General features: G+C 41.3%; 20 protein-coding genes. 6 read left to right on the top strand and 14 right to left on the bottom strand.

Features of this window, described 5'->3' with window-relative positions; all coding sequences use genetic code 11:
- Positions 1-161: 161 nt before the first annotated feature.
- Positions 162-839 (bottom strand): ribonuclease PH, encoded by a 678-nt coding sequence (rph, locus tag WKV44_06235; protein MEM5948135.1) that lies wholly within the window; start codon positions 837-839, stop codon positions 162-164.
- A gap of 248 nt (positions 840-1,087) precedes the next feature.
- Between rph and WKV44_06240 the strand changes: the two genes are divergently transcribed.
- The gene (locus tag WKV44_06240) at positions 1,088-1,954 is read left to right on the top strand and encodes a VIT1/CCC1 transporter family protein (GenBank protein MEM5948136.1); all 867 of its coding nucleotides are present in this window, start codon (positions 1,088-1,090) and stop codon (positions 1,952-1,954) included.
- 93 nt (positions 1,955-2,047) lie between these two features.
- Here WKV44_06240 and WKV44_06245 read toward each other — a convergent pair whose 3' ends face one another.
- Both WKV44_06245 and WKV44_06250 read right to left on the bottom strand, forming a co-directional pair.
- Positions 2,048-2,662: a hypothetical protein gene (locus WKV44_06245; protein MEM5948137.1), complete on the bottom strand. Its 615-nt coding sequence runs from the start codon at positions 2,660-2,662 to the stop codon at positions 2,048-2,050.
- A 57-nt stretch (positions 2,663-2,719) separates the two neighbouring features.
- A complete protein-coding gene (locus WKV44_06250) occupies positions 2,720-3,382 on the bottom strand; it encodes an HAD family hydrolase (protein ID MEM5948138.1) in 663 nt (220 codons plus the stop codon).
- Between the two features lie 211 nt (positions 3,383-3,593).
- Here WKV44_06250 and WKV44_06255 point away from each other — a divergent pair, with 211 nt between their 5' ends.
- Together WKV44_06255 and WKV44_06260 are read left to right on the top strand one after the other, a co-directional pair.
- Entirely contained in the window at positions 3,594-4,544 is a 951-nt protein-coding gene (locus WKV44_06255; GenBank protein MEM5948139.1) for a metallophosphoesterase, read from the top strand.
- Positions 4,545-4,570: 26 nt separating this feature from the next.
- Entirely contained in the window at positions 4,571-5,494 is a 924-nt protein-coding gene (locus WKV44_06260; protein MEM5948140.1) for a hypothetical protein, read from the top strand.
- A gap of 71 nt (positions 5,495-5,565) precedes the next feature.
- On the opposite strand, the gene WKV44_06265 is transcribed toward WKV44_06260, so the two are convergent.
- The 9 genes from WKV44_06265 to manA all read right to left on the bottom strand — a co-directional run bounded on the left by WKV44_06265 (position 5,566) and on the right by manA (position 14,404).
- Positions 5,566-6,282 carry a hypothetical protein gene (locus WKV44_06265; protein MEM5948141.1) on the bottom strand — a complete coding sequence of 239 codons (717 nt, stop codon included), beginning with the start codon at positions 6,280-6,282 and terminating at the stop codon, positions 5,566-5,568.
- A gap of 63 nt (positions 6,283-6,345) precedes the next feature.
- The gene (locus WKV44_06270; protein ID MEM5948142.1) at positions 6,346-7,164 is read right to left on the bottom strand and encodes a hypothetical protein; all 819 of its coding nucleotides are present in this window, start codon (positions 7,162-7,164) and stop codon (positions 6,346-6,348) included.
- A gap of 11 nt (positions 7,165-7,175) precedes the next feature.
- Positions 7,176-7,874, bottom strand: a complete 699-nt coding sequence (locus tag WKV44_06275; protein ID MEM5948143.1) for a hypothetical protein — start codon at positions 7,872-7,874, stop codon at positions 7,176-7,178.
- A 23-nt stretch (positions 7,875-7,897) separates the two neighbouring features.
- Complete coding sequence (locus WKV44_06280; GenBank protein ID MEM5948144.1) at positions 7,898-8,587, bottom strand: hypothetical protein; 690 nt, start codon at positions 8,585-8,587, stop codon at positions 7,898-7,900.
- 126 nt (positions 8,588-8,713) lie between these two features.
- Positions 8,714-10,549 carry a hypothetical protein gene (locus tag WKV44_06285; GenBank protein MEM5948145.1) on the bottom strand — a complete coding sequence of 612 codons (1,836 nt, stop codon included), beginning with the start codon at positions 10,547-10,549 and terminating at the stop codon, positions 8,714-8,716.
- Between the two features lies 1 nt (position 10,550).
- Complete coding sequence (locus tag WKV44_06290; protein ID MEM5948146.1) at positions 10,551-11,291, bottom strand: hypothetical protein; 741 nt, start codon at positions 11,289-11,291, stop codon at positions 10,551-10,553.
- A 134-nt stretch (positions 11,292-11,425) separates the two neighbouring features.
- Positions 11,426-12,499, bottom strand: a complete 1,074-nt coding sequence (locus tag WKV44_06295; protein ID MEM5948147.1) for a hypothetical protein — start codon at positions 12,497-12,499, stop codon at positions 11,426-11,428.
- A 230-nt stretch (positions 12,500-12,729) separates the two neighbouring features.
- A complete protein-coding gene (locus WKV44_06300; protein ID MEM5948148.1) occupies positions 12,730-13,206 on the bottom strand; it encodes a DUF188 domain-containing protein in 477 nt (158 codons plus the stop codon).
- A 1-nt stretch (position 13,207) separates the two neighbouring features.
- Positions 13,208-14,404, bottom strand: a complete 1,197-nt coding sequence (gene manA / locus WKV44_06305) for a mannose-6-phosphate isomerase, class I (GenBank protein MEM5948149.1) — start codon at positions 14,402-14,404, stop codon at positions 13,208-13,210.
- A 238-nt stretch (positions 14,405-14,642) separates the two neighbouring features.
- Here manA and WKV44_06310 point away from each other — a divergent pair, with 238 nt between their 5' ends.
- A complete protein-coding gene (locus tag WKV44_06310) occupies positions 14,643-16,307 on the top strand; it encodes a diphosphate--fructose-6-phosphate 1-phosphotransferase (GenBank protein ID MEM5948150.1) in 1,665 nt (554 codons plus the stop codon).
- A gap of 211 nt (positions 16,308-16,518) precedes the next feature.
- Here WKV44_06310 and WKV44_06315 read toward each other — a convergent pair whose 3' ends face one another.
- Together WKV44_06315 and WKV44_06320 are read right to left on the bottom strand one after the other, a co-directional pair.
- Positions 16,519-18,795: a glycoside hydrolase family 3 C-terminal domain-containing protein gene (locus WKV44_06315; protein MEM5948151.1), complete on the bottom strand. Its 2,277-nt coding sequence runs from the start codon at positions 18,793-18,795 to the stop codon at positions 16,519-16,521.
- 11 nt (positions 18,796-18,806) lie between these two features.
- On the bottom strand, positions 18,807-19,022 hold the full coding sequence (locus WKV44_06320) for a hypothetical protein (GenBank protein ID MEM5948152.1): 216 nt from the start codon (positions 19,020-19,022) through the stop codon (positions 18,807-18,809).
- A gap of 44 nt (positions 19,023-19,066) precedes the next feature.
- On the opposite strand from WKV44_06320, the gene WKV44_06325 reads away from it, so the two are divergent.
- Positions 19,067-20,587, top strand: a complete 1,521-nt coding sequence (locus tag WKV44_06325; protein ID MEM5948153.1) for a glycosyltransferase family 1 protein — start codon at positions 19,067-19,069, stop codon at positions 20,585-20,587.
- Between the two features lie 271 nt (positions 20,588-20,858).
- Positions 20,859-24,437, top strand: coding sequence for a pyruvate:ferredoxin (flavodoxin) oxidoreductase (gene nifJ / locus WKV44_06330; GenBank protein MEM5948154.1), 3,579 nt, complete (start codon positions 20,859-20,861; stop codon positions 24,435-24,437).
- Positions 24,438-24,477: the final 40 nt, after the last annotated feature.

Genomic DNA, 24,477 nt, shown 5'->3' on the forward strand with positions numbered 1-24,477 from the left:
AAAAGCCAGCAACATTCCAGAAAAAGACTATTAAAAAAGACATGCACTGCGCACACCCATCAAAAAACTGTGTAGCATTACACGCTTACATACAGCATCACAATCAAAGCCGCAAAAACCGTAGATATAAAAGACAGAGACAAATAATAAAGAAAAAGCCCCTATGCCAAGCCCAAAGCCTTTTTCTGTGCTGCAAAAATACGCTCTATCCCGTCTTCTGCAAAATCCAGCATCCTCTCAAGCTGCTCGCGGGAAAAAGCTCCGTGCTCCCCATTTCCCTGAACCTCTACAATCAAATTATCCAGCATCACCACATTAAAATCCACCTGAGCAACACTATCATGAGCATAATCCAGATCAAGCACATACTCCCCATCCACAATACCCACACTCACAGCAGCAACCTGACCAGCAACAAGCTCGCTCACATCCCTATCAGAAGAAGCAGCAAGAGAGCCAAGCGCCTGATACAACGCCACCCAGCCCCCGCTTATCGCAGCAGTACGCGTACCTCCATCAGCCTGCAAAACATCACAGTCCACATATACAGTGTACTCGCCAAGCCGGTCCATATGCACAGCAGCCCTCAGCGACCTACCTATAAACCGTTGAATCTCAACCGAGCGACTATCTCTCTCCCTCCTCTTGCGGCCACCTGGAACACTGGCAGGAAGCATAGCATACTCGGCAGTAACCCAGCCCTTCTCAGTCCCCTCAAGAAAAGGAGGCACACCCTCCTGCAAAGAAGCAGTACACAAAACCCTGGTATTACCAAAAGAAGCAATACATGACCCATCCGCAAAAGAAACTACACCGCACTCAAAACTAACATCTCTCATACCACCAATCCTAAAAAGCAACACAATAACTGTCAACAGCAAAATCCATAAAAACCGCCATTATACAAGCCTATCCTTTTCTTACTCCAGATAGGACACAACATGAAAAAACATAGGAGCACATACATTCTAAGCTTGCATAAAATAAAAGAAAATACACAACCCAGCACAACAAAAAGCAAGAAACCAATTACTTGCCCGCAGAAAAAAAACAATATATAGTAAAAACACGATAGAAGGAGAAAACAATGGACAACAAGACGAGGAAAACAATAGAACAATTTCAAAAGACAGAAACAACAGAACACTACGTATACAAAAAACTCGCAGCAACAATAAAAGGAGAAAACCGCAAAATACTAGAAAAAATAGCGGATGACGAAGAAAAACACGCAAAAATATGGCAAAAATACACAGGCAAAAACACAAAACCATCAAAACTAAAGGCATTCTTCTACATAATACTTGCAAAACTCATAAGCTTTACCTTTGCCATAAAATTGATGGAAAAAAACGAGGAAAAAGCAGAAAAAGCCTATAAAACAATAATAGAAGAAATCCCGGAAGCAAAAACAATCATGCAGGAAGAAAACCAGCACGAAGAACAACTCACAGCCATGCTGGACGAAGAACGACTGGACTACATAGGCTCAATGGTACTAGGAATAAACGACGCACTAGTAGAACTCACAGGCGCACTTGCAGGCCTAAGCTTTGCACTACAAAACACCAGCCTCATAGGACTGACAGGCCTCATAACAGGCATATCCGCATCACTATCCATGGCAGCATCAGAGTATCTCTCAACCCGCTCTGAAAAAACAGGAAAATCCCCGATAAAAGCAGCCCTGTATACAGGCAGCATCTACCTGATGACAGTAATACTCCTAGTACTCCCCTACTTCCTTTTTGAATCATACATGACAGCCCTTGCAGTAACACTTGCAACAGCAATACTCATAATACTGATCTTTACATTCTTCATAAGCATAGTAAAAGAAGAAAAACTCATAAAACTATTTCTTGAGATGACACTCGTAAGCCTGGGAGTAGCAATAGCATCATTTGGCATAGGAATACTGGCAAGAACACTATTCAACATAGAAATACAATAAACCGAACGGTTTACCTGCGCCATATCTGTAAAAACATAAAGAAAGGCGCAGGCAAACCTGCCTCTGGCAGATAAAAGCAAAAACAAAAAGAAACTATCTCTTATCAGAAGGAGAATACCTTAGCTCAGAACCCACAACAATCTGCCCCTTCTCTATCCTGAGAACAGGCACAGTAGTAATCCTGATATCCTTCTTTCTCTTATCAGGAAGCGTAACCTCAACAAAAGACTCAAAAGGCTTGGGACCCGGAAAATCAAAAGCAATAGTATAAAACCTTGCAAGGTCTACCTCTGCAACCTTAAGTCTCTTACCCAAAACCTTAACAACCACATCAAAGGAAGCCCTGGTGACCCTTACTTTAATTCTGTTGGAGTCAAGGTCATAGCGTACAGAAACCTCTCCCCGTGCAGGAGCTGTGTAAGAAATCCTAAGAGAAGGAACCTTTACAGACACATCCCCCTCAAACCTGGCCCTATCAGACTCAAGAACAATCCTTGGATTTCTTATCTCCCATACATACTCACCCCTGACACCAGCAACACTAAACCGCTCCTTATTAGAAAGAGGCCCTATAGCCTCAAGAAACTTGTTGAGAGCAGTCTGTTTTATAACAATACTTGCATCAGGCTCCGGATTATCCGCAAAAACCGGAAAAACAGAGAAAAAAACAAGCACAAGAAAGACAACGCATAATCTATATATTTTCATAAAAGCCTCCTTGCAAAACGAGAACATACAACAGAGTAACACAACTGGTAACAAAAATCAGGAAAAAAACTCAAGAAGCTCACAAGCACTATCTGCAACAAAATCGGCACCAGCTTTTTCCAGCTCTTCTCTGCCACGGAATCCCCATGCAGCACCGCAGGAAGATGCTCCTGCAGCCTTTGCCGTAAAAACATCCACATCAGAGTCCCCAACCATACATACACAAGAAGGCTCCTTCTCCAGTTCCCATGCAGATATTATTCTCTTAAGCCCTGCAGGGTCAGGCTTGGGCTTTTCACCATCCTTGTGCCCCAAAAGAATATCAAAATATTCCAATGGCAAAAAAGGTTTTACAGAATCTTTTACTATAAAATCTGGCTTATTGGAAAGAACAGCCATAGGAATTCCCATCTTCTTCAGATGTTCAAGCAGTTCTTTTATCCCCGGATAAAGACAGGTACTTCTATGCGCTCTATCTGCGTATTCTTTTCTAAAAAGAGCATAAAGCCTTTCTATCTCACTCTCTTGTCTTAAGGAAGGAGGCAAAGCTCTTTCTATAAGTGTTATTGCACCGTCTCCTACCATTTTGCCATAGGCTTGCACAGGATGCTCGGGATATCCATTATCGGATAAGACCTTGTTACAGGCTAAGGCTATATCTTCCAGGGTGTTGATAAGGGTTCCATCCAGATCAAAAACTACTGCTTTTATTTTTTTCATGTGCTTAAAACTAACAGAAAACCTGTCCACATGACAAGCAAAACATGTTTTTTACTGTTGATTGCTAAAAGCAGGCATAACTGTGCAATTTCTTCTTTTTTTGCTTTACCATGGCACAGTTATGCCGTTCGGTATTTTATTTTTTAAAAAATTTGCAGAGCGTATGGGTTTCTTCTATAATTAAAGCAGTTCTTTTATAAGGGAGATGGTAGTGGATAGTATTTCTTACTCTAGGTTGAGCCCACTGGAAAAGCTTGAGATTGCCATAGATGTTGTGCGCAATATGGATACATCTATGAGGCCATTAAACTCAGACGGCAATCCGGGTGGTCTTGTGGAGTTTTCCGATGATGACGACAGGGAAATCATTATTATAGGCGACTTACACGCCAACAAAAATAATCTTAAGAGAATTCTTATGGATTCTGGTAATCTCGCAAAGCTAAGAGACAACAGAGCAGTACTGGTTTTTTTGGGCGATATTATTCATGATGACCGCTCTGGGTATATGCGCGAGATGGAGTCTTCCATAAAAATTATGGAGGTTACTCTACATCTTCTAGAACGATATCCCAATAATGTGGTTTATATTCTGGGCAATCACGAGACTATGAACAGTCAGATTGCCAAGCATGGTATTCAACAAGGGCTTGAGTACAGACGGGCACTTGTAGAGTACTACGGAGAGGAATATGCCAATCTTATGCAGGTCTTTTTTGATAGTCTGCCTGTTTTTGTCAAGCATCCTTATTTTCTTGCAACGCATGCAGGACCACCAAGGGGAGGTATTACGCGCGAAGAGATTATTAATATAGATCATTTTCCCAACCTTAAACATCAGCTTCTGTGGAATAGGTTGAATGAGCTCCGCTCCACTCCAAGTATGAAGGAGTACGGAGAAGAGGACATTGTAGAGACCCGCAGACTACTAGGATGTCCTGAAAATATTCCTTTTATTGTAGGACATAACCCTATGTGGAAATGGGGTGGAGATGATTCTATCTGGATAAATCCTGTTGGTACAAAGAATCATATAATTTTATACAGTAATCTGCCAAAAAAATGTCCTTATCTGGTTTTTAAGGACTCTATGCAATATATCGTAAAATATGCAGACCTAAGGTTAAAAAAGCGCAGGTTTGTACTTGATGATTATGCCTAGTTATTGTTATACGGAGGGGAAATCTTATGGAATATTTTGACTACACCAATCTGGAAGACTTTCTTGCAGATGAGGATATTATAGATGCTCTTAATATAAAAAAACCGATAGAAAAGCTTGTTGCATACTATTGCACGGATGAGATTCTTGAAATCAGGGAGGGTATGCGAATACCGTTTTTTGCAGAGATAAGAAACTATATTGGAGCAGTAGAAAAGGAAAATCCTTCTGAAAAGTGGCTTATAAAACCAGTGGATGATGAAAAGACTCAAAAACAGACAGAGATTGCAACTATCTGCTATTTTATAGACCACATGACAAGAACACCTTCTGCTCCAAGCATAATCACAAAGATAGATGGAAGGACATACAAAGCCACCAAGATGATTGCTCGATCTGAGCAGTTGTCTGGTGCCAATTACATGGAGATAAGAGAACTCAAGGAGCAACTTCTCCTGGACCTTATAAACCGATGGATATACTATGACGAGGACAGAAATCCCAACAACTATGTTATAAGATATAACAGCAAAAACAATCAGATTGTCATTCCCATAGATTTCTTAAACTCGGATTTATTATACAAAGGGATGAAAATCAAAGGAAACGATGAGAGTTTTGGATGGAGCAGACTAGAAAAGACTCGTTATCTTACTCCTCTCAAGATAGAGAACTTTCTCATATACGATATGAAGTTTTTCAATATGCGTTTTGATTACTTCAACAGTCTTGACATGAGGAAACTACAGGAGATGTGCCGTGTAGTACTAAGGCATAATCCGGATAAGAACGAGCTGGCACAAAATATAACGGATAACATAAAACACAGAGTTGACTATGTTTACGAATATTTTAATAAGCATTTTCCTTACGAGAGAGTGCATGATGACGAGGACAAATACAACGACATGGGAGAAGCCTTTAAGAATATATATAACAAGTTTGACTGATTCTTATGTGAGATAAAAGCATAAAAAAAGGGCCGACTAAGCGGTCCTTTTTTATGCTTTGTACTAGAAATTTATCCAGGAACTTTACCATAGAAATACTCCGGCGCCACCCCAAACTTGACAGAATCTGACTTTTCCAGAGTAGTCTCTGTAAGAGAATTGATAAGTGAGCGCGTATTATCAAAGTAATCAGAACGTATGCGGGAACTCTGCCTTGCTATTTCCAGCTTATTTTCATCCGTTTCGTATGGCATATCAAGATCAGAGAAAAACAGCAGTACATCGAGGATGAGTCTATTAAGAGATTCATCTTGGTCTTGTTCTTCATCAAGAAACTTTCCAAGAGCATTTACATCGCTTACAGTAGGCTGATACAGCTGATAACCTTCTTCCACAGAGTTATAAATCTTTGCCATATAACCTACTATGACTTCCAAGCTCCTTCTGTACACCTCATTCTTTTTGTAATTTCTCATAAACTCAAAGAAGCTTTCTATAATATAATGGTTAGGAATGACCTCTTCCATAAAGGTTGCAGCATCATACCCATCCAAGAGCACATCAACAGCAGCTGCATTATTGGCAAATAGAACATAGAGGAAAAGAGGATAATTATCAGAGTTAAGTCCGACACTATTGAGATAGCCAGCATATGCAACAAGAGCGTTTACATCTTTGGGATCTTTGGGATCAAGGATAGCTGTCAGATACTCATTTTTGAGAAAATCTATATACTCTTTTTCTATTACTCCAAGTTCCAGCTGTTTTTTTGCCCATTCTATATTCATGTTGCCTCCCGAAAAAAGCCGGCGACAAGGTAGTAAACAAAAAGCCGCCGGCTATAACTGATCTTATTCTTCTTTCGTCTCTTCTGCTGCCGCTGCGGTAGGAGACTCAGGGGCGACTTTCTTTCCTCTTGTCGTAGTCTTTACAGAAGCTTCTCCTGCTACCGTATCCTCTTTAAAAAGCTTGGACTGCTTAAAATCTACAAGCTTTCTTGGAGCAACCTCAAACTTCTTGTAGTCCATCCTTACAAGAAGTACAGGTGGAATAACTTCACTAAGATGCTTTGTCTCATCAAAGAAGAAATTCCTTATCTCGTTGGCGTGTATAGCTACCTCTTCCATATTACGGTTTTCAGGCTCAAGACCTTCAAGCTGAGAAATCTTATCCAATATATCAAGTATAACACGGTTAAGAGAGTCTTCCTGTCCTACTTCCTCATCAAGATGCTTTCCCAAAGAGTTGACATCCGATACAGACAGGTCATATAATCTATAACCATCTATTGGTACATTGTAGGCAGCCTGGAGAATACCTAAAATTACTGACAGGGTTTTAGCGTATATTGCTCCGGGGTGCCTTTCTGCTAGAAGGGCAAAACAGGCTGCCAAAATCTCATAATTGGGCTGTATCGAGCTAAAAAACAAGAAGGGGTCTCTGTCACCTATAAGGGCATCTATAACCCAGTGATTTCCTATCTCAAGAACCTTTATAAATATGGGATAGTTCTCGTTAGTAAGTCCTGTTTTATTAAGGAAGTTGGCATAGGTTATTGCAGCTTCTACAGCTTCTGTTGTTCTGCATCCCATTATGCCATATAGAATATTGTTTTCTATTGTTGCTATGTCTTTGTTAGTAAAGACTTTGTTTCTATCAAGTAATATCATATACGTCCTCCCTAGTCCTCAAAAACCTTTTCTGGTAATACTTCCTTGACAAGGAAGTCCGATTTGACAAGAAGAACCTGAGGAATAACATCTTCCATCTTCTTACGCTTATCAAAGAAGTGACTTCTTATCAGGTTACATTGTCTTGCTATAAGTTCCATTTCTTCTCCTCCCTGTCCTTCCAGGAGAGATATCCTGTCCAAGATATCAAGTATTGCTCTGTTTACAGGATCAGATTGTCCTTTTTCCTTGTTGAGATGTTTACCTAGGTTATTGACATCATTGATAGATACGTTATGTATCTTATATCCATCCTTGGCATAGCTGTATGCAGCCTGCAATATTCCAAGAACTATGGACAATGTCTTGGGATATATACCTCCCGGATGCCAGTTGGTAAGCAACCTAAACGCTGTGGAAAGAAGATGCTTAGTAGGCAATATAGGAGTAAGGAAGAGGAAGGGATCGGAATCTCCAAGAAGAGAATCTATTACCCAGTGGTTATCTATCTCCAACAATTTTAAAAACAGGGGATAGTTCTGATTGTTGAGCCCGCTAAGCCTAAGAAACTTTGCATAGGTTATAGCGGCCTCCACGGCATCAGGGGTCCTACAGGCAAAAATGTTGTTAATGAGATGATTTTCTACTCTGAAAATCGACTCTTCCGACCATATTTCCTGATGGAAACTGTCCAATTTACTATCGGCCATCATGACCTCCTAAAGATTTATTTTTATGCTTTAAAAGGGACAACGTCCCTGGGCATAACCGTATTTTTCTTGTAGTCATCCCTGACCAGCAATTTCTCTGGGATAACTTTTTCCATACCAAGCCTTCTATCAAAGAATGCATTTCTTATTGCTATGGCATGAGCTGCCAGCTTATCAATCACAGGATCTGCCTTATTGATAGATTTAAACCCTCCGATGTCTCCCAAAATATCTAGAATAAATCTATTGATAGAATCTCGCTGGTCCTTTGTCTTATCAAGATATTTCCCTATGGCATTGAGATGTTCCAAAGTGAGAGGATATATCCTGTAACCCTCTTTGGGAGAATGATAAGTTCTATAGATTATACCAAAGATTATCTGAAGAACCTTCTCATACAGATTGCCAGGTGCATATTGATCAAGAAGCTTTAACGCAAAATCTACTATATATGCATTTACTTCTACCTTGGCAAAATAATCAAAAGCATCCTCACCCTCTAGAAGTGCATCTATCACATGATAATTTCCAGCAACCAGAATTTCTAAAACCAGAGGATAGTTCTGACTATCCATCCCCTGTCTGTTAATATACTTGGCAAGTTCTATGGAGGCTTCTACTGCCTGAGGGGTCTCACATCTTAAAAAGTCAGTAACCGATCTGACTCGCATTTTGTATAGCTCTTCCTCCGTAAATATGGAGGTCCACGACATATTAAGCATTTTTTCCTCCTCAAGGTGCTTTTACAGTCAACACCCTGTTGACATACCTTACTTTTTTAGCCTAGTATATGGCATAAAAAAAATCAAATTTTTCTCTACATTTTTTGTGTGATAATTCTATTTTTTTAAGATAATGAATTTTTCTAGAGGAAGAATGGTATCCATATTTTGGATATTGGGAAATCTTTGCTGGTTTAAAGACTGCAAGTGGGCAATAAAATTCTGCCAAGAAGAATCGGCAAGAGATTGCAAATCATGAGAAAGCGATGATTTGTTTTTTTTTATATATTCATAGAGGTCATAAAAGCTCTGCCCTTTATTTACACGCCAGACCACAACTCCATCTTCTAGGGAGATAGTAAAATCTTTTTCCATAGGAATAATATCCTTTTCCAGAGCAGTGCTGTTTTTCTCGGGTGTTTTATTTTCTATCTGTATCTGAGGAGACTCATTTTCTGCTGGCTGTGTGATTGCTGTTTTTTCTTCTACAGGACTAACAGGAGGATTTTTCTTTGAGAATACTAGCATTAACCATAAGATAATAAAGCCTATCAAAAGTCCGGATAAGATTAATAAGAGTGTCTTCTCATTTTCTTTAAAAAAAGAACTGGGAATCCAAGCCATTTCTTTTTTCTGTGTACTTGTTGCTTTTTTTTCTGTTTTATGTTCTTGCTCTACTTTTGCTTCTTTTTTATCTTTTTTCCACTTGTTTTTGTCCAGTCTATCCAGTCTTATTCCTCTCTCTTTGTTGGGATCTATATAATCCCCATATTCTATGACTGTTTTTTTTATTATTGTTTCTTCTGTAAGAGCAAAATCTCTTTGCTGTTTTTCCCTGTGTTCTATTACAGGACTTTTTATACTGTTATCATCTTCTTTTTTTCTTCTTTTACTTACCTTTTTGTTATCCAGACCTGTATATTCCTCGTATTTTGCATCTGATTTTTCTGTATCAGGAAGTATCTGAGGTCTGTTATCCTCCGTATTATCATCTCTCCTCTCAGAAGAGTCCATAACAGGTCTGACAAGGTTATCATAGGCAGAACCTTTCTTAATGCTATCCAGATCTATGCTTGCCCTTTCTGCAGGCTCTTGTGTATCTTCTTCTTCCTTTTGTCGCATAGAAGAAAAATCATATCTGTCAGGTTCGGAGTACTCTCTATGATGCTTTATCTCTACGTTTTCTCTATCAGGTAGTTCCGTACTTTCTGTATCCTTATCTATTTCTATAACATATTCTTGGGGAAGGTTGGAAACATCTCTTTTTTCTTTATCAACAGTATAGACTGGTTTCTCTTCTTTTTTTTCTTCCCTGGAGAATACTATCCTTTCTTTCTGCTCTTTCCAGTTATCTTTGAGTGTTGCATTTTCGTCCATATAGTCGACTATATCTACTATTACATAATCAGGTATTTTTATTTCTATATGAAGAAGAATTATACATATAAGTTCTTTGTTTTGGCTGTTGAGATCCACCCTGCAGTTTTGAAGAAGAAGATAGAAAACAACGTCTTCTGCACTTTTAAATGGCACTCTTTTAAAATCTTCTACTATTCTGGAATATATATCTTCTATGGAAAAAAACAGACGCTCCGTTATGTCATATACCAGTGCCTTAGGTAGAGGTATCTTGTTGTCAAAGAGATATCTTATTACAAAAGGAAAATCGTTGAGATACAACCTGTTTCTGAGAGCTCTATAGGCATCCTCATACAGCTCTCTGACAGGTATACCACTTTTTTTTAAGATTATGAGACTAAGAAAAGCCTCATGCTTATCCGCATCTTTTTTTCTTATTATTTTTAAAGCTTCCTGCTGTAGAACATCTCTTTCTTTTTGCTCTTTTATTGCAGAAAGCTCATCCAGACTCCTGTGCACTCTGTCACACCATCCATACAGTCTAAATACAGAGAACAGCTCTTCCAAATATTCCGGAATATTCCGGATAGCCATCTCAGTCTCCTTCTTCCGGGTTTATATATCTTGGCTCCACTTCTTTTCCCTTGGGATCCATCATGAGAAGCACCTCAGGTATCGCGTCTTCCAGACGTTTGATATTGTCAAAATAAGCCATGCGGATTTTGTTAGCAGCAAGAGCAACAGCCTTTATCCTCTTATTGGACTCGTCTATGCCCATGAGGTATACGTCAAAGAGTATATCTAGTATCAGCTCATTATTTTCTTCTTCCTGTTTTTTCTTTTTGTTTATATATTTACCTATGTTATAAACATCAGCAACTGTAAGCGGATATATAGAATACCCAAACTGAGATAATTTATACGTATTTTGCAATATTCCCATAAGAGCAAGAAGAACCTTGTTGTTGATATGATTTCTGTCAAACCTTGCCAATATTCTAAAAGCCTCTTTTACAAGATATCTGTTGGGCTTTATGTGACTAAAAAGAAGATTGGGGTTTCTTCTTCCTATAAGGGCGTTTACAACATGAGAATTATTTGTTTCAAGAAATCTGAGGAAAATAAGATAGTTATCTGAGTTGATACCCATATGATTGAGTACTCTTGCCAGAGAAACAGCAGCATCAACCTCAAGACTGTCCAGACACAGCAAAACCCTGTCTATCAGCTTGATAAAATTATCTCGTGTCTGCTTACCGTATATTTTATCTTCTTCTGTAAACCTATCGTGATTTTTATACCTTATTATTTTGTCAGGTCTATCTCTGTTAGCCATATGTACCTATTATATTATATTTATTACTTATATCGGCTGCAAACTTTTTAAAAAGAATATGTCATAATAATAAATCATTTTTATAAAAAAAGGGCCGGATAGACTCCGACCCTAAATAATCATTCTTGTATAACCTATTTTAATTTTTCTTCTGTACTGGAATCTATAGTCAAATCCAAAAATAACGGAACAGTAGTTCCCTCAATATCTATAGAAGTATCAATCTTATATTTTATATTTAGTTTATCGCTTTTTTCTCTTATCATCCCTGTTCTCACATCCAGAACATAAGTTCCAGAGGTTTCTGCAACAAGAGGTATATCTTTTATGGTATCCAAAAGAAGCATAACAAAAAGCATATCATTCTCATATTCTCCTCCTGCCTGCTCCATTAAAAATCCAACAAGAGAACCTATAAATTTCTGTATATCAAAATTAGCAGTGCTTTTGTATTCTATTTTTGCTTTACTCATATCGAGACTACTTACTATATAATCACTTTTATAGGAAAAAGGAAGGCTGATGGCTGATAAATCCATACCGGTAAAAGAAAGAAGCTCTCCTACGTTAAATTCTGTATTATCCTCTAAGCTCCAGGAAGAACCTACTTTTATATTTCCATTTGGAAAATAGGCAAAGAAAGGTTCCATAAGCTTATTATTGTTGGAGATAATAGAGTTTATAAATCCATCGATATCCATCATATTAATCATTGCAATGACATTCTCATCAGCCTCTGATTTTTTCATCATGTCTATATAAAACTCTTTTAATCCCATTATCTCAGAAATACGTGCTTTCTTATCATACACAATCTTAAACACTGACAGATTCATATCCATAAGAGTGGACATAGCTTTATCTGAAAAATCCACCTGGCTTAAATCTTTAAAAATTCCAGTACCTGTCATAGAAATCTTGGGAGCATTAACAAACTTATAACTTATGACAGTATATTCTCCCTTTCTTTCTTCCGGAAACAGAACCGTATTTCCTCCAGAAACAACATAATCAAAGCTGCCTTCCTCTTTCTCTCCCATAACAGCAACAGACAAAGTCACTTTCATATTGGTACTTTGCTCATACTGATACTGTTTTCCTATCTCAGGCAAAAAAGCCAACTTTAGGCCATCCTCAGGCACCGATTTACAGGAGAAAAAAATAATTACAAGCAAGACTAACATAATAATCAATTTTGTTTTTTTCATACTCTCTCTCTTTTTAACATTAATTTTCTTAATACTATGTCTTTTTAATCACAAAAATCTAGCACTAGTGTATCGGGATTTGCCACTTTCTCTTATATGCCGTATTTTTTATTTTTTGCCGCAGGCAGGAGGAGCTGCGTTTTATGCCGAACGCACAGCCCGCTACGCGGTCTGTGCTGCCTCCAGCCGGGGGAAAATCAAGATAGAGGAGCGCAGCGACGACATTCGGTCTATTGTTTTTTATATTCTTTTTCCAATCTGGTAAGAACTTTGTCAAATGTCGCAGCAAATGCGTGCACATCTTTATCCGAAAAAGTTTTTGTCCTTATATCTTCCACTATTCCCAGCTCTCTGAGTTCTTTGAAAGTGTTTCTAATGGAAAGCCTCTCACGGATGTTGTCTTCTGTAAACTCACCACCCCTGTCGTTGATGACTACCACACCTTTTTCTACCAGCTTTGCCGCAAGCGGGATGTCGCGGGTTATGACTAGGTTGCCTACTCTTGCACAGTCGATTATATAGTTATCTGCCGCTTCTTTTTCCATGCCGACTTTTACAGGCTTTATCATGGCGTCCTTGGGCAGCTTTAGGTTTCTGTTGCTTACAACACAGGCGGGGATTCTTCTTTTGACACAGGCACGAAAGACTATATTACGAATTTTCTCAGGAAGAGAGTCGGCATCAAGATATATGCAAAGCTCTGCCATATCAGTCCTTACATGGCACAGAAGCACAATACAACCTTCCGCCTTCTACACTTATGCGAGACTGCCCAACACTGCCGGCTATAACAGCAGACTGTCCACGTGTAAGCTCAAGGACACCTCCCTGCCACTCTATACTTGCCCTCTCGCCTATCAGAATAAGGATTTCTATGGAACTATTCTTGTGCTCCCTGCTCCCCTCTTCTATAAAAGTCAGGGAAAACTCATCCGTAGGCAAGGAATAACCCCATTTTTTGCTATCCGTAACCTGCGGACGTAGAATCTCCACACAGGAAGAGCTTTCAAATCTGAGAACTCTCATAAGCTCCTTTACATCCACATGCTTAGGGGTGCAGCCTCCTCTGAGCACATTATCGGAATTGGCCATAAGCTCAACACCAACACCTTCCAGATAAGCATGCAGCACACCTGCAGGCAGAAACATCGCCTCACCTGGAGCAAGCTTTACAAGATTGAGATAAAGCGGAGCAAGAACACCGATATCACCTGGATAGAGCATAAACAAACGCTCAAGCCACCTGTACTCCGGCTCGGGATTATCCCTAAAAGCAGAAAAAGCCATAGAAACAACCTTCTCCTTGACCTCAGGCTCACAGCTCATAATCCCCTCAAAAAAGGCAGCCAACCCCCTTGGAGATTTATCAACCTCAAGCCTGTCTACATAAGCAGAAAAAGGCTCAAAAGCAGGATGTCTGAAACGAGCGATAATATCGGAAGGCTCTCTAAAACCACGCAAAGCCCAAAAAGGTGTAAGTGCACATATGACCTCAGGCTTATGATTATCATCCTTATAATTACGATTGGCTGCATCAAGAGGAATACCAATCTCATTCTCACGAGCAAACCCTGCCTCAGCCTGCCTCTTATCCGGATGAGCCTGTATGGAAAGCGGCGATGCAATACCCAGCACCTTAAAAAGAAAAGGCAAAGAACCAAAACGAGAGGCGCAGCACTCACCGAGCCAACCCTCAGGCTCGGATGCAATAACATCCAACAAAGAGAACCTGTTATCACCCACAATCACAAAAGAAGGAGACTTGGGATGAGCCCCCATCCACAACTCGGCCATAGGCATGTCATCAGGATTATCCATAGCAAGAAACTCAGAAAAAGCAGACTTAGACCCCCATGCATAATTCTGAACAGAATTCTCAAGCAAATAAACACCAGGTACAAGCATATAACCTCCCGATAGAAAAAGTTATAACAGAAACACAAAAAAACAAAAAGCCACCAGAACATAAAAACCATGTTTCTATCAATAAGAAATTATACCGAACGGCTGCCCGCAAGTTTTAATGCGGGCAGCCTGCCTATGGCAAAATAAAAAACAAAGAAGAATAACAGGCATACCGACTTGAATAACAGCCCTTAGATAGGTAAACTGGCATATCCTACTCCAAAACAAGGAGAAACTCATGCAAAAGATATCAGCTTTACAAAAAGCACGTTACGGGTATATTCCCAAACTTCCGCCGGTAATACAGGAAGACCTATCCAAGATACAGGCACAGCTTGGAGAACCTACAGAAGCCGTTGCAGACAGAGAAGAGCTCAAAAAACTCTTTGAAAAAACATACGGCAAACCCATTGCAACCTTTAGCAGAGGCAGCAACCCAGATGCAAGCAAAAAACGCAAAGTAGGAGTAATTCTCTCAGGAGGACCTGCACCGGGAGGACACAACGTAATTTGCGGGCTTTACGACGCACTAAAGAAGGCAAACAGAGAATCCGTACTTATTGGCTTTAAAAACGGACCTGCAGGAATCCTCGAGAATGAGTATATAGAGCTCAACGACAAGATAATCAACGACTACAGAAACACAGGCGGATTTGACATCATAGGCTCCGGAAGAACCAAGATAGAAACACCTAAGCAGTTTGAACAGGCCTTTAAGACAGCACAGGAACAGCAACTGGACGCAGTAGTCATAATAGGAGGAGACGACTCTAACACCAATGCAGCACTTCTTGCAGAATTCTTTGCAAAAAAAGGCACAAACATACAGGTAATAGGAATACCAAAGACAATAGACGGAGATCTTAAAAACCAGTACATAGAAGCCTCATTTGGCTTTGACACAGCTACAAAAGTATACTCCGAGCTCATAGGAAACATAGAGCGCGATGCAATCTCCTCTCACAAATACTGGCACTTTATTCGCCTCATGGGTAGATCCGCATCTCATATAGCCCTGGAGTGTGCACTTCAGACACAACCCAACATCTGCATAATATCAGAAGAAGTAAGAGCCAAGAACATGACACTGGCTCAGATAGTAGACCAGATAACAGACTCGGTAGTAAAAAGAGCAGAGAAAGGCTACAACTACGGAGTAATCCTAGTACCGGAAGGACTCATAGAGTTTATACCGGAAGTAGGAAACCTTATAGAAGAGCTTAACACACTCCTTGCAAAAGAAGCAGCGGAATTTGAAAAACTTGAGGACACAAAAGCACAGATAGACTGGGTAAGCAGCAAGCTCACAGGCAGAAACAAAGACGTATTTGTCAGCCTACCTGCAGGTATACAGGCACAGCTCCTTATGGACAGAGACCCCCACGGAAACGTGCAGGTATCAAGAATAGAGACAGAAAAACTGCTAATAGAAATGGTAGCAACAAAACTCAAGAAGCTCAAAGCAGAAGGCAAGTATAATGGTAAATTCAGTGCTATCAACCACTTCTTTGGCTATGAAGCACGCTGTGCATTCCCCAGCAACTTTGACGCTGACTACTGCTATGCACTCGGATTTACTGCTTTTGTTCTCATAGCAAACAACCTCACAGGTTACCTTGCATCAGTAAGGAACCTCTCCCGTCCCGCATCAGATTGGGAAGCAGGTGGAATACCTCTGACTATGATGATGAACATGGAAAAGCGTCACGGTGAGATGAAGCCAGTTATCAGAAAAGCACTCGTGGAGCTTGACGGCGCACCGTTTAAGACATTTGCAAGCCAGAGGGACGAATGGGCAGTGGAAACCTGCTACCAATTCCCAGGCGCAATACAGTACTATGGTCCAGATGATGTTTGCAATCAGCCTACAAAGACACTCAAGCTGGAACAAGAAACAGAATAAAAAACAAGCAAAAAAGGCTGCCATGAGGCAGCCTTTTTTACTGTTGTAACACAAGATGTGCTGTATGGTAAATCCATAAATAGAGCCTAAAAATAGAGTTACAATGACAATAATGCCTTTTCTTACGACCAGAGGCAGAGCAGAGCACTTGTGCTCTGCTCGTTCGGTATAAAAAAATCCCCTGGCACGTAAGATGATTGCTGTTTTTTTATTATTGTTCTTTTGTGCTGTTTAGTGCGGTAAGCATATTGTCCAGGTCTTCCGGTGAGAATTGACCTCCGCTAAAGGCTATCAGGTTTCTAAGAGGCAGGTCTTCCAGCAGGGCTTCTGCCATTCTTCTGTTTTTTACCCATAATGGATACATGGGACCGCCTTCTGACAGCAAGTCTTTCTTTATTCTTTCGCCTGCGCTGCGTGCATATGGATGGGCAAGGAGATCTCCTATTGTGCTGTTGGGTGTAAATGCAGGTGGCATAACAAAATCAGATATTACACGGATTTTCTTTGTAAGCCGTATATCCTGTGAGGATGCCCCTGCCATGATGATAAAATCACCGCTTTCAACACGCCAGTCAGATATTGCAGGTTCGTAGTAGGCAAAGGCTCGCCTATCAAGGACAAACTCCACTGTTTTGCTTTCTCCACTCTCCAAAAAGATTTTTTCAAAACCTTTTAACTCCTTTTCCGGTCTTCTCACGCTGCTTTGAGGGTCAGATACATAAAGCTGCACTGTTTCTTTTCCAGCTCTGCTGCCTGTGTTGCATATCCTTATCCGTACTATAAGCTTTTCTTCTTCTTTTATCTCTTCTGCGCTTGTTTCTATGGATTGGTAGTCAAAGCTTGTATATGACAGTCCATGACCAAAGGGGAAAAGAGGTGCTATTTTTTTGCTGTCATAGTATCTGTATCCCACAAAAATACTCTCTCCGTAGACAGATTTGTCTCCTTCTCCGGGGAAGTAAAGATGTGCGGGATTGTGCTCAAGCAAAACAGGGAATGTCTCGGCTAGCTTTCCAGATGGGTTTACTTTGCCTGTGAGTATGTCAGCAGCTGCTCCGCCTGCTGCCTGTCCTCCCAGATAGGCTTCCAGCACCGCGTCAACTTTGTCTATCCATGGCATCTCAACAGGTGCTCCGTTAAACAGTACAACTACTGTTTTACTGCAAACTTTTGCAACTTCCTCCACCAGTCTGTTATGCGACTCCGGCAGCTTCATGTGCGGCCGATCGTAGCACTCTGACTCCCAGGTTTCTGGAAGTCCCACACAGACTACTGCGACTTCTGCTTGTTTTGCGCATTCTACTGCCTCTATAAGCTGCTTTTCTGTCTGACTGCAGTTGTCATCAATTGTATAGCCTTCTGCAAAGCTAACAGAAGAGGAAGATATTGCAGAAAATTCATCCACAAGGCTGTCCACCTTTGTCGCATTGATATTGGAGCTTCCTCCGCCCTGGTAGCGTACATTACGTGCAAAAGCGCCTATAAAGGCAACAGCGGAGACTGTCTCGAGAGGGAGCAAATTATTATTGTTCTTAAGAAGAACCATACATTCTGATGCAATACGCCTTGCAGCCTTGTGCTGCTCTTCTTTGTCATAGGACACTGCATCCTTTTTGGCGGACAACACACGGTTTTGCACGTCTAGTATCCGGCTGACAGCCCTGTCGAGCACAGTCTCATCCAACCTACCCTCTCTGAGAGCTGCAAGCAGCTTTGCAGGACCTGTGCCAAAAGTACCCGGCATCTCAAGCTCAAGTCCTGCTTTGACAGCAGCTACTATATCGTTTACAGCACCCCAATCTGACATAACAAAGCCGTCAAATCCCCACTCGTCCCTCAAAATATGCGATAACAGATACTCATTCTCTGTACAAAAAGAGCCGTTAACTTTGTTGTAGGCAGCCATCACTGTCCACGGCCTGCCTTTTTTTACAGCAATCTCAAAGCCAGCAAGATATATTTCCCTGAGTGCCCTCTCATCTATAATCTCATCCGTTGTCATCCGCCTAAATTCCTGATTATTGGCTGCATAATGCTTTACACTCGTACCAACTCCCTCTGCCTGCACAGCCCGTATATAAGCCGCTGCAAGTTCGCCCGCAAGATATGGGTCCTCAGACATATACTCAAAGTTACGTCCGCAAAGAGGAGAACGCTTGATATTGATAGCCGGACCCAGGAGCACCCATACCCCCTCAGCCCTGGCAGTTTGCCCAAGCATAGAACCAAGCTCGGCAATAAGCTCCCTGTCCCAGGAACTGGCAAGAGCACAGCCTGCGGGGAAGCAAACAGCAGGATGACTCTGATGAGCAGCCTCCATCTCCGGAGTAACATCAACAAGCTTTCTAAGTCCGTGAGGTCCGTCTTGCAAAAGCATGGGTTTAATACCCAGTCGCTCTACAGAAACTGTTGTCCAAAAATCCGCCCCGCTTAGCAAAGCCACCTTCTCTTCCTGACTCAACTCGGAAACAATCTTATCTATATCCATAAAAACTCCTGTCACAATGTTAATTGTATTCTTATATAAAAAGCTTTAAAAAGCAACATAAATGATATCGAACGGGCTTGCCGCAGGTTGTTTTGAATAAATAAGAGCACCCCTGCGGCAAACCCTGCCTTAGGCAAATATGCAGAAAAACAGACTGTGCTACCGCCAGGAGGCAGAGCAGACCGCCTGCGGTCTGCTCGTTCGGTATGTTTTTGTTTTATTTTCATAATATGGCTTGAAGCTTTTTCTATGCTCTTTTAAAGTTATGGACATGGAGCTTTTAATCTTTCACTATCATCTTAAGCCTGGTGGGGTTACGTCCGTTATTGTAGATTCTATAAAGGCTTTTTTACAGGATAATGATAGCTGGACTGTCAGAGTTATTACGGGAAGTAGCGAAGATACCGAGGCTTTTAAAAACAGGCTCGGAGTTTTTGCCCAGCGTGTAATTTTGCAGGTTGAGCCGCTTGTGGGCTATGCAGAAGAAGATCTGGATGAGCAAGATGCTAGTGAGAGAATAAGCGATATAAAGAGTCTGCTTGAGAGACTGTGTGATGAGGAGAGGGTTTTCTGGATTCATAACTTTCATCTTGGCAAAAATCCGTATTTTACTGAGGCTGTTATAAGACTCGCACAAGAAGGCAGACAAAAGATTGTCCTGCATGTACATGATTTTCCGGAGAGTGGCCGCTATATCAATCTGGGAAGAATAAGGAAATACGTAAAAGGCCCCCTTTATCCGACAAGCAACAATGTGCGTTATGCGCTCATCAACAACAGGGATGTCAGAATACTGTCTCATGCAGGGATTCCGGAAGATATGATATTTCTTCTTGATAACCCTTATCATCCTCTGGATTTTGGAGAATATACAGAAGAGAAGAAAAACAGTCTGCAGGATGTTCTAAAGATAGGGCAGAATAAGAAGCTTTTTCTTTCTCCTGTCAGGGCAATAAGAAGAAAGAACATACTCGAGAGTGCCCTTATTTCCATTATGGTGGATGTTGTATACGGGGTTTCTCTTCCCGGGACATCAGGACAGGAAGTACATTATTCTGAGCTTGTTGCACGATGTATGAGAGATACAGGTAATATTTCTTCCCTGGGGATTACAGCGGAAAACAGTGGCATCTCTTTCCCTTCTGTTCTCAAATCCGCAGACAGTCTCATAAGTTCTTCTGTACAAGAAGGCTTTGGATACTTGTTTCTACAGGCTATAGATTCGGCACGGCCGCTTATTGCGCGCAGACTGGATATTATTGACGGGTTTGACCATATCTTTGAGAATTATCCTGTTTTCTTATATGAGCATTTTTTTATCCCTACAGGATTTTTTGATATAAATACAGAACATATAGGAAAAAAATATCAGAAAAAAATTGATAAACTTGCTTCTTATGTGCCTGAGAGTGTCACTATAGAGCTTAAAGAGGAGATAAATAATATTGTACAAAAGGAAAGAGTGGAGTTTTCTTTTTTGCCCGTGGAGATGCAGGAAAAGGTTCTTTTGAAGGCATATACTGATAAAGAAAGCATAAAAGCTATAAAACAGGAAAACCACGGTTTTGCTGAGAATGTGCTAAGCATTGTCTCACAGAATATTCCCAATGATGCAGCCACACGACTTGCCAGATTTTCCCTTGCTTTTCATAAGAAAACCATGCAGGATATTATCTCCAGTTTTGACAAGATACCCGTAACAAGCTGCAGCATAGAAGCTAGAGAAACAGAAGAAACCGTCCTGCACAGCTTTGCAAGAGTGGATTATCTGCGACTTTTATATGATTTTTGATATCGCAGCTTTGCTTACTGGCTAAAATATCAGAATAAAAATATTTTATTTTTTGTGTTTGGAAGCATAAAAGCCAAAAGCGCTTATAAAATTAGGTAAAAAAGTATAGAATTCCTTTATCAAGAGATATTTTTGTATTTTTTTGATTCTAAAAGAATATTAAAAAGCAATTTTTCACATTATATCCGCATATCCTGCTTTTGCACTTGAATATTGGCTATAAACCGGCTATAGTTATTTACCAAAAAATCCACAATTAAAGAGGTCAATCATGGCAGAAAAACGCATGGTGACTATCGATGGTAATACAGCAGCAGCTTACGTTGCTCATGCTACCAACGAGGTCATTGCCATCTATCCCATCACACCATCTTCTCCAATGGGAGAATTATTGGATGCATATTCTGCAGCAGGCAGAAAGAACATATGGGGAACCATCCCCTCTGTTGTAGAAATGCAGTCAGAGGCAGGTGCAGCTGGTGCAGTACATGGAGCACTCAGCACAGGTGCACTCACTACTACTCTTACAGCTTCACAGGGTCTCCTGCTTATGATTCCTAACATGTATAAGATCGCAGGAGAGCTTACACCTACTGTTTTTCATATAGCAGCACGTGCTGTTGCAGCTCAGGCTCTTTCTATTTTCGGAGACCACTCCGATGTTATGGCAGCAAGAGCAACGGGATTTGCCTTTCTTGCTTCCAACAATGTTCAGGAAGTTATGGATATGGCTCTCATTTCTCAGGCTGCAACACTGGAGTCACGTGTTCCTTTCCTTCATTTCTTTGACGGTTTTCGCGTCTCTCACGAGATACAGAAGGTAGAAGAGATTCCCTATGAGGTAATGAAGGAAATGATTCCTCAGGAACTGGTAAATGCTCACAGAGAAAGAGCTCTTGATCCCGAGCATCCAACTATCAAAGGAACAAGCCAGAATCCTGATGTTTTCTTTGCAGCAAGAGAGACTGTCAACAAGTACTATGAGGCAACACCCGCTATTGTCCAGAAGGTGATGGATAAGTTTGCATCCCTTACCGGCAGACAGTACAAACTCTTTGACTATGTCGGTGCTCCCGATGCAGAAAGAGTGGTTGTTATCATGGGCTCCGGTGCTGACACAATGGAAGAAACCGTAGAATATCTTGTTGCAAAGGGAGAGAAAGTAGGTGTTCTTAAAGTAAGGCTCTTTCGCCCATTTAGCTTTAAGGACTTTGTTGATGCTCTCCCATCTACGACCAAGGCAATTGCTGTTCTTGATAGAACAAAGGAGCCTGGCTCCATAGGAGAACCTCTCTATGAGGATGTAAGAACTGCAATAGGCGAGGTAATGACTGTAGATAAGAGCAAGTTTAAAACATATCCTGTAGTTGTAGGCGGACGTTACGGACTTGGCTCCAACGAGTTTACTCCTGGCATGTGTAAAGCTGTTCTTGACAACCTCAAGCAGGATAAGCCCAAGAACCACTTTACAGTAGGTATCTATGACGACCTCTCTTACACAAGCCTTGAGTGGGACGAAAACTTTACAACAGAGGATGATGATACATTCCGCGCTGTTTTCTACGGGCTTGGTTCCGACGGTACAGTTGGTGCCAACAAGAACAGTATCAAGATAATAGGTGAAGCAACAGATAACAATGCAATGGGATACTTTGTTTATGACTCCAAGAAAGCAGGAGCTATGACAGTATCCCACCTTAAGTTTGGTAAGAAACCCATCAAGGGCGCATATCTCATAAACGATGCTCATTTTCTTGCATGTCATAAGTTTAGCTTTCTTGAGAAATACGATATACTCAGCAAGCTAAAGAAGGGGGGAATATTCCTTCTTGACGCACCTTATGACAAGGACCATGTCTGGGACCATCTTCCTGCAGAAGTACAGAAACAGATAATAGAAAAAGAAGCCAAATTCTATATCATCAATGCACAGAGACTGGCAGAAGAAGTAGGTATGCCCGGACGTATCAATGTCATAATGCAGACCGCTTTCTTTAAGATCGCAGGCATACTGCCAGAGGATGAGGCCATTGCTCTTATAAAGAAAGCAATAGAAAAAACATACGGAAAGAAAGGCCCTGAAATTGTTGCAAGCAATATCAAAGCTGTAGATGCAGCATTGGACAACCTTTTCCAGGTTGATTATCCCAAGCAGGTAACAAGCAATATACATATGAAGCCTGCTGTTCCAGCCGATGCTCCTCAGTTTGTAAAGGAAGTTATAGGAGAAATCATAGCAGGTCGGGGAGAAAAAATCCCTGTATCCAAGCTTCCTGATGACGGAACATACCCCGTAGGAACAACCAAGTACGAGAAACGCAATATAGCAGAGAAAATTCCCGTATGGAATCCCGATGTATGTATACAGTGTGGTGACTGTTCTGCCGTATGTCCACATGCAGTAATCCGCATGAAGGTATACGAGGAAAAAGAACTTGCCAATGCTCCCGAAACATTTAAGTCCACTGACGCTAAGGGTAAGGACTTTGCAGGACTCAAGTTTACAATACAGGTTGCACCCGAGGATTGTACTGGTTGCGGAGCATGTGTAAACATCTGTCCGGCATATGAGAAGGATGCGGATGGCAACAAAACAGAGCGCAAGGCAATCAACATGGAGTGGCAGGAGCCTCTAAGAGAACAGGAAGTACCCAACTGGGAATTCTTCCTCAAGCTGCCCAACATTGACCGCAACAAACTCAACCTCAATACAACAAAAGGCACACAGCTTCTTGAGCCTCTTTTTGAGTTCTCAGGAGCATGTGCAGGCTGTGGAGAGACACCTTATGTAAAGCTTATGTCCCAGCTCTTTGGTGACAGAGCAATCATAGCAAATGCAACAGGCTGTTCCTCAATCTACGGAGGAAACCTACCCACAACACCATATACAACAAGAAGAGACGGACGTGGTCCCGCATGGTCAAACTCACTCTTTGAGGACGCTGCGGAGTTTGGATTTGGCATGCGCCTTACCGCAGATAAACTCTACGAATATGCAAAAGAACTCGTAGAAAACATGCTGGCCGACAAAGCAGACGTATCTGCAGACCTGCTTACAAAAATAAAAGACAACAAGCAGGAAACATTTGACGAGATAGAAGCACAAAGACAGTTTGTTGCAGACCTTAAGAAAGCACTTGCCAACAGCAAGCACCCCTCAGCAAAAGAACTCCTGGGTGTAGCAGACTATCTGATAAAGAAATCCGTATGGATACTCGGCGGAGACGGTTGGGCATACGACATTGGATACGGCGGACTTGATCACGTGTTGGCATCTGGCAGGAACGTAAACGTTCTTGTTATGGACACAGAAGTCTACTCTAACACAGGCGGACAGATGTCCAAAGCCACACCCATAGGAGCAATAGCCAAGTTTGCTGCCAGCGGAAAACCAATCCGAAAGAAAGACCTGGGGCTCATGGCAATGAGCTACGGCTACGTTTATGTGGCAAAAGTTGCAATGGGCTACAACAGAATGCAGGTGATAAAAGCAATGCAGGAAGCAGAAGCCTACCCCGGTCCGTCCCTCATCATAGCATACAGCCACTGTGTGGCACATGGAATCAACATGGCCAAGGGAATGAACCAGCAGAAAGCAGCAGTAGAATCCGGCGTATGGCCACTCTACCGCTACAATCCGCTCCTCTCGGAACAGGGCAAAAACCCGCTGGTACTCGACTCCAAGGAGCCAAAGCTACCGGTAGAAGACTACATGTACAACGAGATAAGATTCCGCGCACTCAAGCAGATGGATCCGGAGAAAGCAAGCCTCTTCTTGGAAGAAGCAAAGAAAAACATAGCACAGCAATACCGCTTTTATAAGCACCTTGCTGACATGCCAACAGAATAAAAAATAATAATACCGAACGCCCACCCCTCTCGGGGTGGGC

It is taken from the genome of Spirochaetia bacterium 38H-sp (genome assembly GCA_039023545.1).
GTDB classification, from domain to species: Bacteria; Spirochaetota; Spirochaetia; order Winmispirales; family Winmispiraceae; genus Rarispira; species Rarispira pelagica.